General features: G+C 66.5%; 9 protein-coding genes. All 9 read right to left on the bottom strand.

Annotation, left to right across the window (positions count from 1 at the left end; all coding sequences use genetic code 11):
- Positions 1 to 33 precede the first annotated feature (33 nt).
- The 9 genes from addA to A9K71_RS26405 all read right to left on the bottom strand — a co-directional run bounded on the left by addA (position 34) and on the right by A9K71_RS26405 (position 14,635).
- Complete coding sequence (gene addA / locus A9K71_RS26445; protein WP_067002931.1) at positions 34 to 3,546, bottom strand: double-strand break repair helicase AddA; 3,513 nt, start codon at positions 3,544 to 3,546, stop codon at positions 34 to 36.
- Positions 3,543 to 6,662, bottom strand: coding sequence for a double-strand break repair protein AddB (gene addB / locus A9K71_RS26440; protein ID WP_067002929.1), 3,120 nt, complete (start codon positions 6,660 to 6,662; stop codon positions 3,543 to 3,545). Before addB ends, addA begins: the two co-directional genes overlap by 4 nt.
- Before the next feature lie 60 nt (positions 6,663 to 6,722).
- On the bottom strand, positions 6,723 to 7,484 hold the full coding sequence (locus A9K71_RS26435) for a nucleotidyltransferase family protein (protein ID WP_082980725.1): 762 nt from the start codon (positions 7,482 to 7,484) through the stop codon (positions 6,723 to 6,725).
- Positions 7,481 to 8,983: a tRNA (adenosine(37)-N6)-threonylcarbamoyltransferase complex ATPase subunit type 1 TsaE gene (tsaE, locus tag A9K71_RS26430; RefSeq protein ID WP_082980724.1), complete on the bottom strand. Its 1,503-nt coding sequence runs from the start codon at positions 8,981 to 8,983 to the stop codon at positions 7,481 to 7,483. Before tsaE ends, A9K71_RS26435 begins: the two co-directional genes overlap by 4 nt.
- 15 nt (positions 8,984 to 8,998) lie before the next feature.
- Positions 8,999 to 11,554, bottom strand: a complete 2,556-nt coding sequence (locus tag A9K71_RS26425; protein WP_067003277.1) for a PAS domain-containing sensor histidine kinase — start codon at positions 11,552 to 11,554, stop codon at positions 8,999 to 9,001.
- A gap of 188 nt (positions 11,555 to 11,742) precedes the next feature.
- A complete protein-coding gene (ahcY, locus tag A9K71_RS26420) occupies positions 11,743 to 13,143 on the bottom strand; it encodes an adenosylhomocysteinase (RefSeq protein ID WP_067002925.1) in 1,401 nt (466 codons plus the stop codon).
- 171 nt (positions 13,144 to 13,314) lie between these two features.
- Positions 13,315 to 13,611 carry an HPr family phosphocarrier protein gene (locus A9K71_RS26415; RefSeq protein WP_067002923.1) on the bottom strand — a complete coding sequence of 99 codons (297 nt, stop codon included), beginning with the start codon at positions 13,609 to 13,611 and terminating at the stop codon, positions 13,315 to 13,317.
- Positions 13,608 to 14,009, bottom strand: a complete 402-nt coding sequence (locus A9K71_RS26410; protein WP_067002921.1) for a PTS sugar transporter subunit IIA — start codon at positions 14,007 to 14,009, stop codon at positions 13,608 to 13,610. The genes A9K71_RS26415 and A9K71_RS26410 overlap by 4 nt, the downstream gene beginning before the upstream one ends.
- Before the next feature lie 164 nt (positions 14,010 to 14,173).
- Positions 14,174 to 14,635, bottom strand: coding sequence for a serine kinase (locus A9K71_RS26405; protein ID WP_067002919.1), 462 nt, complete (start codon positions 14,633 to 14,635; stop codon positions 14,174 to 14,176).
- Positions 14,636 to 14,644: the final 9 nt, after the last annotated feature.

The raw sequence follows: 14,644 nt of genomic DNA, 5'->3' as shown, positions 1-14,644 counted from the left end.
GGCTGTGGTGGCGATGTTCAAGCAGTTCTTGTGTCACGCTCCCGTGAGTCGGGCAAGGGCACCGTCCATGGCCGCTGCCGGCAGCTCGATCAGGCGCGGCGCCTCGGTGAACAGCAGCGCGGCCGTCACCATGCGGCCCGGATAGAGCGGCTGAAGCAGCGCGCGGTAGAGCGCAAGCTGCAGGACATAGGCCGGCGGCACTTCGGCCAGGCTGGCCGGCGCCGGCCGGTTGGTCTTGTAGTCGACGATCGAGACCGTTTCCGCGGTGACGGCCAGCCGATCGGTCTTGCCGGAGATCGAGCGCAGCTTGCCCTTCACCTCCAGGCTGCCCATGACGGCGACTTCCGCCCGCGAGGACGGCGAGAACAGCGCCCCGAAGCTTCTGTCGGACAGGATGGAAAGCACGGCTTCCAGCGCGGTGTCGCGCTCTTCAGCCGGCCAGTCGGCGCCGGCGCGCGCCAGATAGCGTTCGGCCGCGCTCCGCCTCCCGTCCTCGGCGATGCCGGGCAGCATCTGCAGCAATTTGTGCAGTGCCAGCCCGCGCATCACCGCAAAGCCTGGTTCGGTTTCCGCGTCGAGCACCGGCGAGCGCGTGTCGGGCAAGCTTTCCGTCGCTTCGTCGATCAGCGCCGAGGCGCCTGAAGGCGAGAGCGGTCGCGGCAAGTCCTCATAGGGCGGGAGCGGCCGGAACAGGTCGTCCGGCAGCGGCGCGGCATGATCGAACGGTATCGTCTCCTCAGCCTGATTGAGCGCCATCGGCGGCAGCTTGGTCATATGGAAGCGATGTACTGCCACATCGGGTGTCGCCGGATGCCGCCGTTCAGCGCTTTCCGGCGCACCCAGCAGTGCCCGGCTGACGATCGAATGCCAGGTGCCGGTGCTCGGCGCGCGCTTGCCGTGATAGCCGCAGACGATCAGCCGGTCCTCGGCGCGCGTCATGCCGACATAGAGCAGCCGCCGGTATTCGTCGTCGGCAAGCTCGCGCGCCCGCGCCGAGGCCGCTTTCGAAACGCCGTTGGCGACATCACTCGCCGAGCGCCAGAGATAGCCCTTGCCCTTCCAATCAGCGCCCGAGCTTTCGAAGGCCATCAGCCGCGGCAGGTGCTGGTCGCTGAACGGCGCCGAGCCGCCGTCGACCAGGAAGACGACCGGCGCCTCCAGGCCCTTGGCGGCGTGCACGGTCATGACGCGCACCTCGTTGCGGGTCTGGTCCATCTCGCGCTTGATCTCCGGCCCGCTGTTTTCCAGCGTCCAGAGGAAGGATTCCAGCCCCGGCAGGCCGGTACGTTCCTCAGCCAGGCAGAAACTCAGGAACTCGTCGAGGATGTCGCCGGCTTCCGGCCCGAGCCGGGCCGTCATCTTGCGGCGCAGGCCGTCACGCGAAAGCGCGGCGGCATAGAACTCGAACACCGGCTTGAACGCCACCTCGTTCGCCCAGCCATCGAGTCGGCTAACGACGGCGGCCAGGGCCTCGTCTCCGCCGGCATGCTGCCGGAGCGAGGCGATCAGCGACTGGCCCTTTGGCCGCTCGCCGGCGAGCGTGAGCAACGTCTCCTCGGAAACCTCGAAGATCGGGCTGCGCAGCACGGCGGCCAGGGACAGGTCGTCCTCCGGCTGAATCAAAAAATGGCCGAGCGCGATCAGGTCCTGCACGGCGATATGGCCGGGAAGGCTCAGCCTGTCGGCGCCGGCGACCGGGATCTGCCGGTTCTTGAGGCTGCGCGACAGCGCGTGCACGAAGCGATCGCGCTTGCGCACCAGCACCAGGATGTCGCCGGCGGTCAGCTTGCGGCCCTTGCCTTCGATGGCCTCGCCGTGGCGCAGCCAGTTCTGGATCGTCGTTGCCACATGTTCGGCCACGCGCACGGTGGGCGCGCTGGCGTGGTTGACCGGCAAGGTCCAGTCGTCGGGCTCTTCGACCATTTCGGCGCCGATCGAGGGCCACACCTCGACATAGCCCGGCGCATCGGTGCGGATCGCCTTGTGGCTGAGCGGATCGGGATCGTGGCTGATGCCGCGCCGCACGCCTGGTTCGGCGAAGACGCGGTCGACGGCGGCGAGCACGTCGTCGCTCGAGCGGAACGACCAGGTGAGCTTCAGGTCGGCAAACGAAGCCTCCGCGTCGCGCACCCGCCCGGCAAACAAAAGCCGGCTTTCGGCAAAGGAATCGGGCGCTGCGCCTTGAAAGGAGTAGATCGACTGTTTCTCGTCGCCTACGGCGAACACGGTGCGCCGCACCGTCTCGCGCTGGCCGAGCCCGGCGAAGAATTCTTCCGTCAGCTTCTTCACCACTTCCCACTGGTCGGGACTGGTGTCCTGCGCCTCGTCGAGCAGGATATGGTCGATGCCCTGGTCGAGCTTGAACTGCACCCACGGCCCGGCATCGGGCCGCGACAGCAGGCTGACCGTGCGGGTGATCAAATCGTTGAAGTCGAGGAAACCGCGGCTTCGCTTCAACTGCTCGTAGCGGGCGATCAGCCAACCGGCGACGGTGAGCGCGGCGGCCGTGCCTTCGAGCATGCGGAACAGCGCCAGCCGGTCCGATACATCGAGGATCGCCTTGGCCGCCGCGAGATAGCGCTCGGGCAGGTCGGGCAGCCTGTCGACCAGCGCTTTCTTGAAGATCTTCGGTGGATCGTAAGGGTCGCCATCGGAGCGCAGAAATGCCTTGGCGAGCAGTCGCAGTCGCCTGATCGGATCGGCTTCGGCAAAAGCGGTCTGCGCATAGGGCAGCACGTTGTTCAGCACTTGCCGCGCGTCGGCGGCTTCGGCGGCGCGCGCGAATTCAGCGAACTGGCTCGGCCCAAAGCCCGGCAGCGGCCAGACCGAAGCGGCAATGCCGGCTGCCGTCTGTCCGGGTTTGAAGCCGAATTCGGCGAACAGCAGCCGGAATTCCCGGTCCCTGCCCAGCTTTTCGATAAAGGCGCGCAGTTCGTCGCGCTTGCCGACGATCTCGGAGAGCAGCATGTCGAGCCCGAATTCGCCGCCGCGCTCAAGCACCGTGGCAAAGGCTTCTGCCAGGCCTTCGAGACCGGCGCCGGCACCCGAAATCATGTCGCGGCGCGCATCCGCGAAAAGCGAGGCCTCCATCTGCGGATCGAGCATGTCGAAATGCGCCGGGATGTTGGCTTCGAGCGGGAACTGATGCAGCACCGATTCGCAGAAGGCGTGGATGGTCTGAATTTTCAGGCCACCCGGCGTTTCCAGCGCCTCGGCAAACAATCGGCGCGCGCGCCGCATCGTATCGCGGTCGGCCGCCCGCCCGTCGAGCGCCGCGATCCGTGTCGCAAGCTCGGCGTCGGGAAGCGCCGTCCACTCCGACAACGTCGAGAACACGCGGTTCGACATGTTGGCGGCGGCGGCGCGCGTGTAGGTCAGGCACAGGATCTTCGACGGATCGGTGCCGTTGAGCAGAAGCCGGATGACGCGTTGCGCCAGCACATGGGTCTTGCCCGAGCCGGCATTGGCCGAGACCCAGGCGGAATTTTGCGGATCGGAAGCGCGCGCCTGGCTGGCGGCGGTGTCGGAGGGGATCGGATATCTCATCCTTCCGCCTCGTCCTCGCTTGCGCCGCCGGCCGACCATTCCAGCACGCGCGCCAGATGGTCGTAGTCGCCATCGGCCTCGCCTTCGCGGAACGGCAGCGCGCGTGACAGATAGCCGATGGTCGGGTCAGCATAGTGGAACAGCAGCCTTTCCAGCCGCGCCCACGCTTCCTCGGCAAGCTCGTTGGCGGTCTTCGGCTTGCGGTTGTATTCGAGGATCGATTCCTCGAACACCTCGCCGTTCGGCTTCAGCCGCACGAAGGCAAGCTGCGAGGGCTCGCAGATGCCGAGCTCCTTGAAGGCGCCCCGCCGAAGAAGCGCGCCCTCGAGTGCCAGCTGCGGCGACAGAAGCGTATGCGCCTGCGCCTTCGAAGGCGAGGAACCGGTCTTGTAGTCGAGGATGTCGGCCATGCCGCCTGCGAGAAGGTCGACCCGGTCGGCATAGCCCGACAGCGTGATGCCGGTGCGGCCGACAACGGTCTTTTCGGCGCGTTCCTCGGCATAGCGCCGGGCGACGGCGTCGGCGCGGGTATGCTCCCATTCGATGATGTTTTCCGCGAGCTTTTCGAAGCGCGGCCACCACACCGCCTCGATATCGGGCGGAAGTGCCGCGTCGGCAAAGCACGCGCGACCGGCCTCGATGAGGGCTGCCAGCGCGCCCGGCGCCCTCGGATCTTCCACCCTGCGCGAAAACAAATGCAGGATTTCGTGGAACAGCGTGCCGCGTTCGGCAGCACCGGGGTCGCGGATCACCGGGTCGAGCGGCATCAGGCCGAGAATCCGCCTGGCATAGATCGCATAGGGGTCGCGGCGCAGCGTCTCGATCTCGGTGACCGAGAAATGCTGTGGCCGCAGGTGCAGCGGCGGTTTCGGCTGTGGGCGGGACGCGAAATCCTTCCTGTCGCCGGCATCGAGCGCGCGCGCCCAGGCAAGCAGCGCGTCGCCGCGCCGGCGAACTGCCGTCGCCTGGTCCTCGCCGATGAAGGTCAGGATGCGCTGCAGCCAGCGCGACGGCACCGCCGGCGCGTCGCCGGATCGGGCCGAGCGGGTCAGCACCACCGTTTCAGTACCCATCGCAATCTGGAAATCATGCGCGGCCAGGCCGATGCGCCGCTCCGGCGGCTCGAGATCGATGCCGGTCTTCATCAGCCGCGACATGAACCGGTCGCTCTCGGGCTTGCGCGGCCAGACCCCTTCATTGAGGCCGCCGATGACCAGCGTGTCGACGCTTTGCAGGCGAGCTTCCAGCGCGCCCCAGATGGCGATGTTGCGGTCGGTGCCTTGCGCCGGCTTGACCGTTTCCGGCGCGATCAGCGCCTCCATCACGTCGGGCCATTCGCCCGCATCGAACATAAACGGCGATGACGCGGCAACCAGCCCGCGCAGCAGCTCGGCGAGCTTCTCGCCGGCGTCGCCGGTATAGAGGCTGGTCAGGCTGCCATCGGCCGTGCGGCCGAGACCTTCCAGCGCCACGACGCTCGCCCGCGTCAATGTCGCGATATCGGCATCCTTCTCGCCGCGCATCGCCGTGAGCGGGGATAGCGCATCGGTGAGGCGATTGAGCACGCCCCGCGCCTCTTCGATACCGCGTGCCGTGAGGCGCTGGAACCAGAAGGGCTGACGGCTGTCGCCGCCAAGGCCCGCGAGCCGCGTCTCGAAAAGCGCGTCGAGGGAAGCGACGTCCGGCCGGCCGGTGCCGCCGCGCAGCGCCACCAGCTCGATCAGCTCGGCAGCCTTGCGCACGCTCTGGCGTTCGAGACCGAGGCCAAGCAGCGGATGCTTGAGCAGCGACAATAGACCCACCGGATCGCCTGGCCGGAATGCTGCGCCTAGCGCCAGCCTGAGCAGGCTGGCGGCCGGCGTGTTGGCTAGCGGCGTGCCGCCGGAATCGTCGGCGACGACGCCGAAGCGTAGCAGCTCGGCCGAGACGCGTCGCGCCAGGGCGCGGTCGCCGGTGACGAGTGCCGCGCGCTTGCCCGGCGTTTCCACTGCGCGCTTTAGCGCAATGGCAATCGCTGCCGCCTCGTCGCGCTCATTGGCAGCCTCGACCAGCGTCACGCCGGCCAGCGCCTGCTCGACATCGCTGACCGGGAAACGCGGCCGCGACTCCGTCCAAAGCTCGGTGGTCTCGGCCGGCCGCAGCGCCTCGCCGACAAGGGCGGCGCGTAATGCAAGCGGTCTTGACGCAGCGCCGATCTTCTCGACATCGCGGCGCTCAATGCCAATGCTGCCGATCAGCTTGGCGAGGCCGTATTGTGGGTGACCAAGTATTGCCGGCCGCGCGCCGGGCGCGGTTATCGCCGCGAAGGACGCGTCGTCGAGCTCACGGTCGAGCCCGGGCAGCACGACGGCGCCGTTCGGCAAGCCGGCGATCACGGCAAGCAACTCGGCCGTGGCTGGAATGGAGCCGGTCGAACCGGCGGCGATCACCGGTCCGGTCGGCGGACTGCGCTTCAGCCGCGCCGCTTCCAGCCGGATCAGCGCGCTGCGGTGCGCGGCCGGATTGGAGCGGTCACGCTCTTTGAGCAACTCCGGCCAGTTGTCGGTGACGATGCCGAGGAAATCGAGCGTCACCTGCCACCAGCCCGCAAGGTTGCCGGTGACCAGCGTGGCGAGCTTCGCCCAATCCGTCCCCTCGGTCTCGATCTCGTCCATCAGCCGGGCAAGGTCGCGCGAAAGCCAAATGGCGTCGGCGGCCGAGGTCGGCACGACGAACTCCTCGTTGAAGCGCGCCCTGACGTGCGCCGGCAGGCTTTCCTTCCAGGCGCGCACCAGCGGCGCCAGCAACAGCAGCCTTTCCTGCGCGGCGATCGGCGGTGCGAGGTCTATTGCCGGTGCCGCCTCGGCGTCAAAGGCGGCCTCGTCCTCGTCGAACTCGCCGAGCGGCCGCACCGTCGGCAAGATGGCCGAGCGTATGCCGAGCATGTCGACGAAGGCGCCGCGCAGGGCGCGCGCCGCGCGCCGCGTCGGCACATAGATGGTCGCGTCAGCCAGCGCCAGCGGCTCGCCGTCGAAGCGGAAGGTTGGGATCAGGCGGCCTTCGAGCAACGCCTCCGCCAGCGTCGGCAGGAACGGCGCTCCGGACGGGATGGAAAAGACGCGGCGCGAGCCGCTCATACCGCATGGGATCGCCGTGCGCCCGTTTGGGCGCACAAACGACGATCTAACTCTTTGAATCTACGCATCGTGCTTTCCAAAAATTGGACCCGATTTTTGGGCCGATGCGGTCGCGGGCGCGCCGGTGACCGCCGCTTCGGCCGCCGGAATGGCGTCCGGCGTCCCGACGGTGATCCAGCGGCCTCTCATCTTCATGCCGAACAGGCGGCCGGCGGCGATTGCTTTGTCGAAATAGGCATTGATCGAATGCGGGCCTTCGGGCGCATCCTTGAAGATGCGCGGATGGATGATCGCGGCACCGGCATAGATCAAGCCGGCAGGGTCGCCTTTGGAACGGCGCAGCGCGCCGTCCGGCGCCACGAGGAAATCGGTGCCGACGCAGTGTCCGATCGCTGAGTCGAGATCGGTGAGCATCAGCAGAATATCCATTCTGGCGGCGTCCCATGCAAGGGCGAGGCGCTCGAGGCTGGGCTCGCCGCTGTCGATCCAGAACGTATCGGCATTGATGATGTAGAAAGGCTCGCTCCCCAAGAGCGGCAGCGCCTTGACGATGCCGCCGGCTGAGTCCAGCAAGCCCGCGCGCTCGTCGGAAATGACGATCTTCGGCGCCTGGCGGCCAGCGACATGGGCGATGATCTGCTCCGGCAGGTAGTGAACGTTGACGACGGCGCTGGCGACGCCGGCGGCTTCCAGGCTGTCCAACCCCCAGTCGAGCAAGGTCTTGCCGGCGATCGTCACCAGCGGCTTCGGCATCGTGTCGGTGATCGGCCGCATGCGCTTGCCGAGACCGGCCGCAAGCACCATCGCGGTCTTCGGCTTCATGGCGAGCGCTCCTCGAGCAGGCCGTGGGCCATGTAAAATTCCTTCAGGCCGGCAAGCGCCGGATGCGCCAGCGCCCGCCTCAGATAGTCGCGGATGCGCGGCAGGTGCTTCAGATAGTAGGGCTTGCCGTCGCGCTTTTCGAGCCGCACGAAGATGCCGAGGATCTTCGAATTGCGCTGCGCCGCCATGATCGCATAGGCCTCGGCGAAGCCGGCTTCGTCGAAGGCGCCGGCCGAACGCCGCGCTGCGACATAGGCTTCGACCGTCCGCCGCTCGATCTCGGTCGAGACGGTGACACGCGCATCCATGGCCAAAGAGGCGACGTCGTAAGCCGCCGGGCCAATCAGCGCGTCCTGCACGTCGATGATGCCGAGCCGATCGAGGCCGGAACGCTCTGCCCGCCAGATGATGTTGGGCGAATGGAAGTCGCGCAGCATCAGCGTGTATTCCTGGCCCTCGAGCCGGTCGAGCACCGCGTTCCATGCCTTGTGGTAGCCTGCCCGCAATGCATCGCTTGCCGGCTCGCCGGTGACCATCGGCACATACCAATCGACCAGAAGGTCCGCTTCGATCAGCATCGCCTCGCGGTCAAAGGGCGGAACGTCGTGGTACACGCCCGGCGCGGCCTCCATGCGGTCGGGCCAGGCCTTGCCATGCATCATGGCGAGCAGCTCCGCCGCTGCCTCATAGCGCTCGACGATCGGCTGGCCGTCGCCGCCCAAAAATCCTTCCGAGCCGAGATGTTCGAGCAGCAGAAAGCCCTGGTCGAGATCCTGCGCATGGGTAAGCGGCACGCTGACGCCGGCGGCGAGAAGTGCGCGGTCGATGGCGACGAAGGCGGTGACCGATTGTGCGGTGTGAGCGATCACGGCGTAAGGCTTGCCGTCCCGCACCGGCGGTCCGAGCACCAGGCGCGGCGAGTTCATCAGCACCCGCGGCGCCCGGCCGGGAAGCGAGGCGATCTCGTAGGAACGGGCGGACGCGTCGCCGACGAAATGACGGCGGCTCGCTTCGCCCCAGCCGGCCGAGGCCAGGAAATCACGCATCGCCAGCGAGCGCGCCGCGCGCTCGAAGGCGGCTCCCTGTCCGGAGATCCTTGCCGACCGGCCCGCGCCCTGCTCGATAAGCTCGACCTGGAGCGCATTTGCCGGCAGCTGGTCGCCGGCTCGGTCCGGCCATTCGATCAGTGCCGCGCCCTGCGCCAGCGCGTCGTCGAGGCCGAGCTCGTCGAGCTCGTCCGGCGAGGATAGGCGGTAGAGGTCGAAATGGTGCACGGGTATCCGCGTCTCGTAGCTCTGCACCAGCGTGAAGGTCGGGCTCGGCACTTCGAGGCCGGCGTCGTCGGCAAGCGCCCGGATGAGCGCGCGGGCCAGCGTCGACTTGCCGGCGCCGAGATCGCCTTTCAGCGCAATCGCGTCGCCAGCCCGCAGCGCCATGGCAAGGTCTTCGCCAAGCCTTGCGGTCGCCGCCTCGTCGGCGAGAAAACGTCTCAACACCATTTCTGCCAAAGCGCGTTACTCGGCCGCTTCGCGGATGCCGCCGGAGGGCGTCTCTGGGAAGGTGCAGATCACGGTCGTGCCCTTGTCCGCGCCGGTCTCGATGCGCACCGTTCCGCCATGCAATTCGACGAAGCTCTTGACGATCGACAGCCCCAACCCGGCGCCGCGTCGGCGGCCGCCATTGGCGCGCGGCTCGAAGCGTCGGAAGACCGATTCCAGCACGTCCGGCGGCATGCCCGGCCCGTCGTCATGCACCGAAAATTCGACGCCGTCGGCCATTTGACGGCAAGTGAGCGTGATCGTGCTCGCCGCTGGGGCATAATTCGCGGCATTGCTCAAGAGATTGTAGAGGATCTGGCGGACCCGGATCTCGTCGCCGTGGAAGCTCTTCGGCGCCGATGCAGCGTCGACCTTGAGCTTGATCTGATGCTCCTCCAGCCGATCGGCGACCAGCTCGGCGGCCGCGGCGATCGTCCTGTCGATGCTCATCTCGGAAATGTCGAGCTGCATGATGCCGGCATCGACCGTCGCAAGATCCAGTATGTCGTTGACGATGGTGAGCAGCACCGAGGACGACGAGCCGACATGCTCGACATATTCGCGCTGCTTCGCCGTCAGCGGTCCCGTCGTCGGCAGCGACAGCAGTTCGGTGAAGCCGATGATGTTGGTCAGCGGCGAGCGCAGTTCGTAGGAGACGTGCTGCACGAACTCGTTCTTCAACTGGTCTGACTTCTCCAGCGCCTCGTTCCTGTCCTTCAGCGCCCGCTCGACATTGACGGTGTCGGTGACGTCGACAAAGGTCATCATCACTTGCCCGTTGGGCAGGTGGATCACGGCATAGCTCAGCACCGTGCCGTTGACGAGTTCGGCCTGGCCGTGGCGGTCGCGGCGTTCGTCGTCGAAGCCGGTGATGGCGGCGACGAAGCCGCCCCACGGACTGTCTGCCGCGCGTTGGTCGCAAAGATCGCGGATCGCCGAGACATGCACGTTAGCCTTGATCGCGTCCGGCGCCAGCCCCCACAGCGCGATAAAGGCGGGGTTGGACAGGCGCAGCCGTCCGTCCGGGCCGAACACCGCCACGCCCTCCGCCAGATTGTCCAGCGTCTCGCCCTGCACACGCACGGCGGTCTGGTAGCGGCTTTCGAGGTCCATCTTCTCGGTCAGATTCTCGAACACCCAGGTGACGCCGCCCTTGGGCTGCGGGTTGGCCACCACGCGGATCGTCTTGCCGTCCGGCAGGTGCCACCAATGCTCCTGCGATTCGACGGCGCGATAGGCGCCGAGCAGGTTCTCCTTCCAGCGCCGCCATTCCGGCTGTTCGGCGATCTTGCCTTCGCTGCGCAGCCGGTCGAGCAGCAGCGCGTTGGAGGGGGCACTGTGCAGGAAGCCGCCGTCCAGGCCCCACAGTTTCTGGAATGCCTGGTTGAAAAAGCGCAGGTTTTCATCGGTATCGAAGATCGCCACCGCCGTGTTGAGCTGGTCGAGCGTGTCGGCATGGCTGCGCACGGTGCGCTCATATTCGGCGCGGATCGTCTCGATGGCGCTGATGTCGCAGGCGAGCCCCGCCGAGCCGTCGGCGCTGGCAAAGTCGGTGACCGAAAACATGTGGCGATCACCCTCGATCACCGTCGACAATGTCTGCTCGAAGACGGGGCGCGACTTGTGCTGTTCGGCAATCTGCTCGCGCGCCTGTCCGCCGAGGAACTCCTTGGCCTCGCGCACGGCGGCCTCCGCGCTTCCCGCTTCGACAGCCTCGGCATAGGCGCGGTTGACCCATTTCAGCCGACCGTCGGCCGCCCGCAGCCATGTCGGCATCTTCAGCGCGTCGAGCAGGCCGAGCATGGTATCGTAGTCGGCGCTGAGCCGCTGGTTCTCGATCTTCAGCCGGGCCTGGCTGCGCAGCGTTTCCGACAGCGATATGAAGCGGACCAGGACATGCGCGGCGCTCTTGCGGCCATGCACCTCCAGCGGCATGCCCGCCTGCGTTTCGATGACGAGGTCGAAAGTCTTCGCCTGGTCGCGCAGCGCCGCTATGGCGTTCTCGAGCGCCGCGGCGGAGCGCGGCATCAGCCAGCGGCCGAAAGCGAGGAAGGCGGACCGCTCGTCCGGTGCGCCGCTTTCGAGCGGCAGGCTGCCGATCAGCTCCGGTTTCTTGATCTCCGAACTCCACACGACGACGCGCTGGTCGCGCAAATTGAGCAGCGCCTCGGAGCGCTGCAGGGCCGCGTTGACGTCGGCGATTCGCGCCCTGAGCTGGACATTTTGCGACGCCGTCCGTGCCCGCTCGCGGATCAGGAAGATGGCCGAGACAAGGGCTGCCCCCATGACGCCGGCAAACATGGCAAGTTGCATCACTTCGACCGTGCTGACCGCCGCGGCCACGCCCGTATCGGCATGCGCCGCAACGCTAAGCAATGGGGCGGCAGACATGGCGGCGGCAAGAAGCGTGCCGAGACGGGCGCCGGCGCGCCATGAGAGGGCTCCGCCCGCCGCGGCGGAGCCGGTCGTGATCGAATCCTCGTGGCCGCCGGAAACGGCCTTTCCCGCGCGTGGCGGGTTATCCCCCGGCATGTCTTGGTCCTCTTCGCCGCTTGAATGCAAGACCGCCCTGAATGCGTCCCCGGCCCAACTGTCCCCGGACCGCGAATCACAACAATAACGCCTGCCGGAATCGGCGTGAAGAATCACAGGTGCAAAAAATGAAGCCGGGCGCAAAGTCAACACCCGGCTTCAATATGTTGTAGATATTTTCGTTTTGGTTAATAGCGGTAGTGCTCAGGCTTGAACGGGCCCTGCGGCGTCACGCCGATATAGGCCGCCTGCTCGGAAGAGAGCTCGGTGAGGCGCGCGCCAAGCTTGTCGAGATGCAGCCGCGCCACCTTCTCGTCGAGGTGCTTGGGCAGCACATAGACCTGGTTCTGGTACTGGCCGTGCTTGGTGAACAGCTCGATCTGAGCCAGCACCTGGTTGGTGAACGAAGCCGACATGACGAAGCTCGGATGGCCCGTGGCGTTGCCCAGGTTGAGCAGGCGGCCTTCGGACAGAAGGATCATCCGCTTGCCGTCCGGGAAGGTGATCATGTCCACCTGCGGCTTGACGTTGGTCCATTTCAGGTTGCGCAGAGACGCCACCTGGATCTCGTTGTCGAAGTGGCCGATGTTGCCGACGATCACCATGTCCTTCATCGCCCGCATATGGTCGAGCGTGACGACGTCCTTGTTGCCGGTGGTGGTGATGACGATGTCGGCGGTGGGGGCTGCGTCTTCCAGCGTGACCACTTCGTAGCCGTCCATCGCCGCCTGCAGCGCGCAGATCGGGTCGACCTCGGTCACCTTGACGCGAGCGCCGGCGCCGCGCAGCGAGGCCGAAGAGCCCTTGCCGACGTCGCCGTAGCCGCAGACGACCGCGACCTTGCCGGCCATCATCGTGTCGGTGCCGCGGCGGATGCCGTCGACCAGCGATTCCTTGCAGCCGTATTTGTTGTCAAACTTCGACTTGGTGACGGAGTCGTTGACGTTGATCGCCGGGAAGGGCAGCAGGCCTTTCTTCTGCAGCTGGTAGAGGCGGTTGACGCCGGTGGTCGTCTCCTCGGTGACGCCGCGGATCGCTTCCTTCTGCTTGGCGAAGAAGCCCGGCGAAGCCTTCATGCGCTTCTTGATCTGGGCGAACAGGATCTCTTCCTCTTCGCTGCCGGGACTGGACAGCACGTCCTCACCCGCCTCGGCGCGCGCGCCGAGCAGGATGTACATGGTGGCGTCGCCGCCGTCGTCGAGGATCATGTTGGACGTGCCGCCGTCGGCCCACTGGAAGATCCGGTCGGTGTAATCCCAGTAGTCCTGTAGCGACTCGCCCTTGATGGCGAAGACAGGAATGCCGGCCTCGGCGATCGCCGCGGCGGCGTGATCCTGGGTGGAGAAGATGTTGCAGGAGGCCCAGCGTATATCTGCGCCCAGCGCTCTCAGCGTCTCGATCAGCACCGCGGTCTGGATCGTCATATGCAGCGAGCCGGTGATGCGCGCGCCCTTGAGCGGCTTCTTGTCGCCGAATTCCTCGCGGCAGGCCATCAGGCCCGGCATCTCGGTTTCGGCGATCTCGATCTCCTTGCGGCCCCAGCCGGCAAGCGAAATGTCGGCGACCACATAGTCCTTGCTACCCGTCATGGCAGTGCTCCGGTGTGATTGTCTTCAAAAGCGCGCCGGCGCCGGGACGGCGCATGGAGGGCGCGGATTGCCGGCCTGACTAGCAGATCGGCTGCCAAACGACAATGGGATATAAAGAAATCTTTATTCGTGCATGTCTTTCGAGACAATGCGAGCAGCGAGCGGCAACCGTCAGATTTCCTCGCCGAAGCGCGACGCGACCAATTGCTCCAGCGCGTCCATGGCCGGACCGGCTTGCGGACCGCTGGCGGTGACGCGGATCGAATAGCCGGGGCTTGCCGCCAGCATCATCAGGCCCATGATCGAGGTGCCGCCGACCTTCACGCCGTCCTTCTCGACATGGATGGTTGCGTCGAAGCCGCTGGCGACCTGGACGAACTTGGCCGAGGCGCGGGCATGCAAGCCGCGCTGGTTGACGATCGGAAACTCTCGCACAACCTCGTCTCTTTCCGGCGCATGGGCGTTCATTTGCTGCTCAGAAGCTGGCTGGCGACGTTGATGTATTTGCGCCCCGCGGCCTGCGCCTCGTCGAGCGCGGCCGCCATGTTGTCGCCCTTGCGGACCGAGGAGAGCTTGATCAGCATCGGCAGGTTCATGCCGGCGATGACCTCCGTGCGGCCCGATTCCATCACCGAGATGGCGAGATTGGAAGGCGTGCCGCCGAACATGTCGGTGAGCACGATGACGCCGGCCCCGGTGTCGACGCGTGCCACCGCGTCGACGATGTCGGCCCGGCGCTTCTCCATGTCGTCGTCGGCGCCGATCGCGACCGTTTCGAAATTGTCCTGTGGCCCCACCACGTGTTCGACGGCATGCCGGAACTCGGTGGCGAGTTGACCGTGCGTCACGAGCACGAGTCCGATCATTCTTTGGTGGCTCCCGTCATCGCCGCTTCACTGGCGTATTTTATGTTCGCCAACCATTCCAGGCGGCGGGAGCGCTATCTTGTCGACGCACGGCCGGTTGACAAGCCCAAAATTGCGACGGCCCGGTCCATTTTGACGCATTGCAGCAAAAAATCCGGACCGGATCATGAAAAAGGCGCTATCGACAGCCGCGCCATCACGGCCGGCACGCCTGTGACAACATTGCGCTCGGCAAGATCGATGCGCGGCACCGGGCAGCCCGCGACCGGCTCGCTGATTTCTTCCTGGAAGCGGGCCATTTCCTCTTTCGGCACCAGCCGGACGTGCAGGTCGATCACGCCGCCCGGCTCGAACGGCAGCGGGCTCGGAATGAAGCCGGGCACTTCGGCGAGACCGGCGATGGTGGCCGGCGCCCGGCAGACCAGCCGCCCGTGACGCGGGGCGGCAAGCAGCCTGTCATCGCCGATCAGTCGCGAAAACAGCCCGCGCACCCGGCAATGGTCGATGAGCGTCAGCGCCAGCGTCGTCTTGCCGGCGCCGGACGGCCCGGTGATGAGGACGCCGCGATCGCCGATCAGGATCGCCGTTGCGTGGATGTTTTCGGGCTTCACGGCAGGATCGGACATGATCGTTTC

The organism is Mesorhizobium sp. WSM3873 (genome assembly GCF_001672445.1).
Lineage (GTDB): Bacteria > Pseudomonadota > Alphaproteobacteria > Rhizobiales > Rhizobiaceae > Mesorhizobium.
This window is presented reverse-complemented; position numbering and strand designations above follow the sequence as displayed.

Bases quoted from the DNA above. Each gene is read 5' to 3' on its own strand.
- addA (WP_067002931.1), bottom strand. From the start codon at position 3,546: ATGAGATATCCGATCCCCTCCGACACCGCCGCCAGCCAGGCGCGCGCT.
- addB (WP_067002929.1), bottom strand. From the start codon at position 6,662: ATGAGCGGCTCGCGCCGCGTCTTTTCCATCCCGTCCGGAGCGCCGTTC.
- A9K71_RS26435 (WP_082980725.1), bottom strand. From the start codon at position 7,484: ATGAAGCCGAAGACCGCGATGGTGCTTGCGGCCGGTCTCGGCAAGCGC.
- tsaE (WP_082980724.1), bottom strand. From the start codon at position 8,983: ATGGTGTTGAGACGTTTTCTCGCCGACGAGGCGGCGACCGCAAGGCTT.
- A9K71_RS26425 (WP_067003277.1), bottom strand. From the start codon at position 11,554: ATGCCGGGGGATAACCCGCCACGCGCGGGAAAGGCCGTTTCCGGCGGC.
- ahcY (WP_067002925.1), bottom strand. From the start codon at position 13,143: ATGACGGGTAGCAAGGACTATGTGGTCGCCGACATTTCGCTTGCCGGC.
- A9K71_RS26415 (WP_067002923.1), bottom strand. From the start codon at position 13,611: ATGAACGCCCATGCGCCGGAAAGAGACGAGGTTGTGCGAGAGTTTCCG.
- A9K71_RS26410 (WP_067002921.1), bottom strand. From the start codon at position 14,009: ATGATCGGACTCGTGCTCGTGACGCACGGTCAACTCGCCACCGAGTTC.
- A9K71_RS26405 (WP_067002919.1), bottom strand. From the start codon at position 14,635: ATGTCCGATCCTGCCGTGAAGCCCGAAAACATCCACGCAACGGCGATC.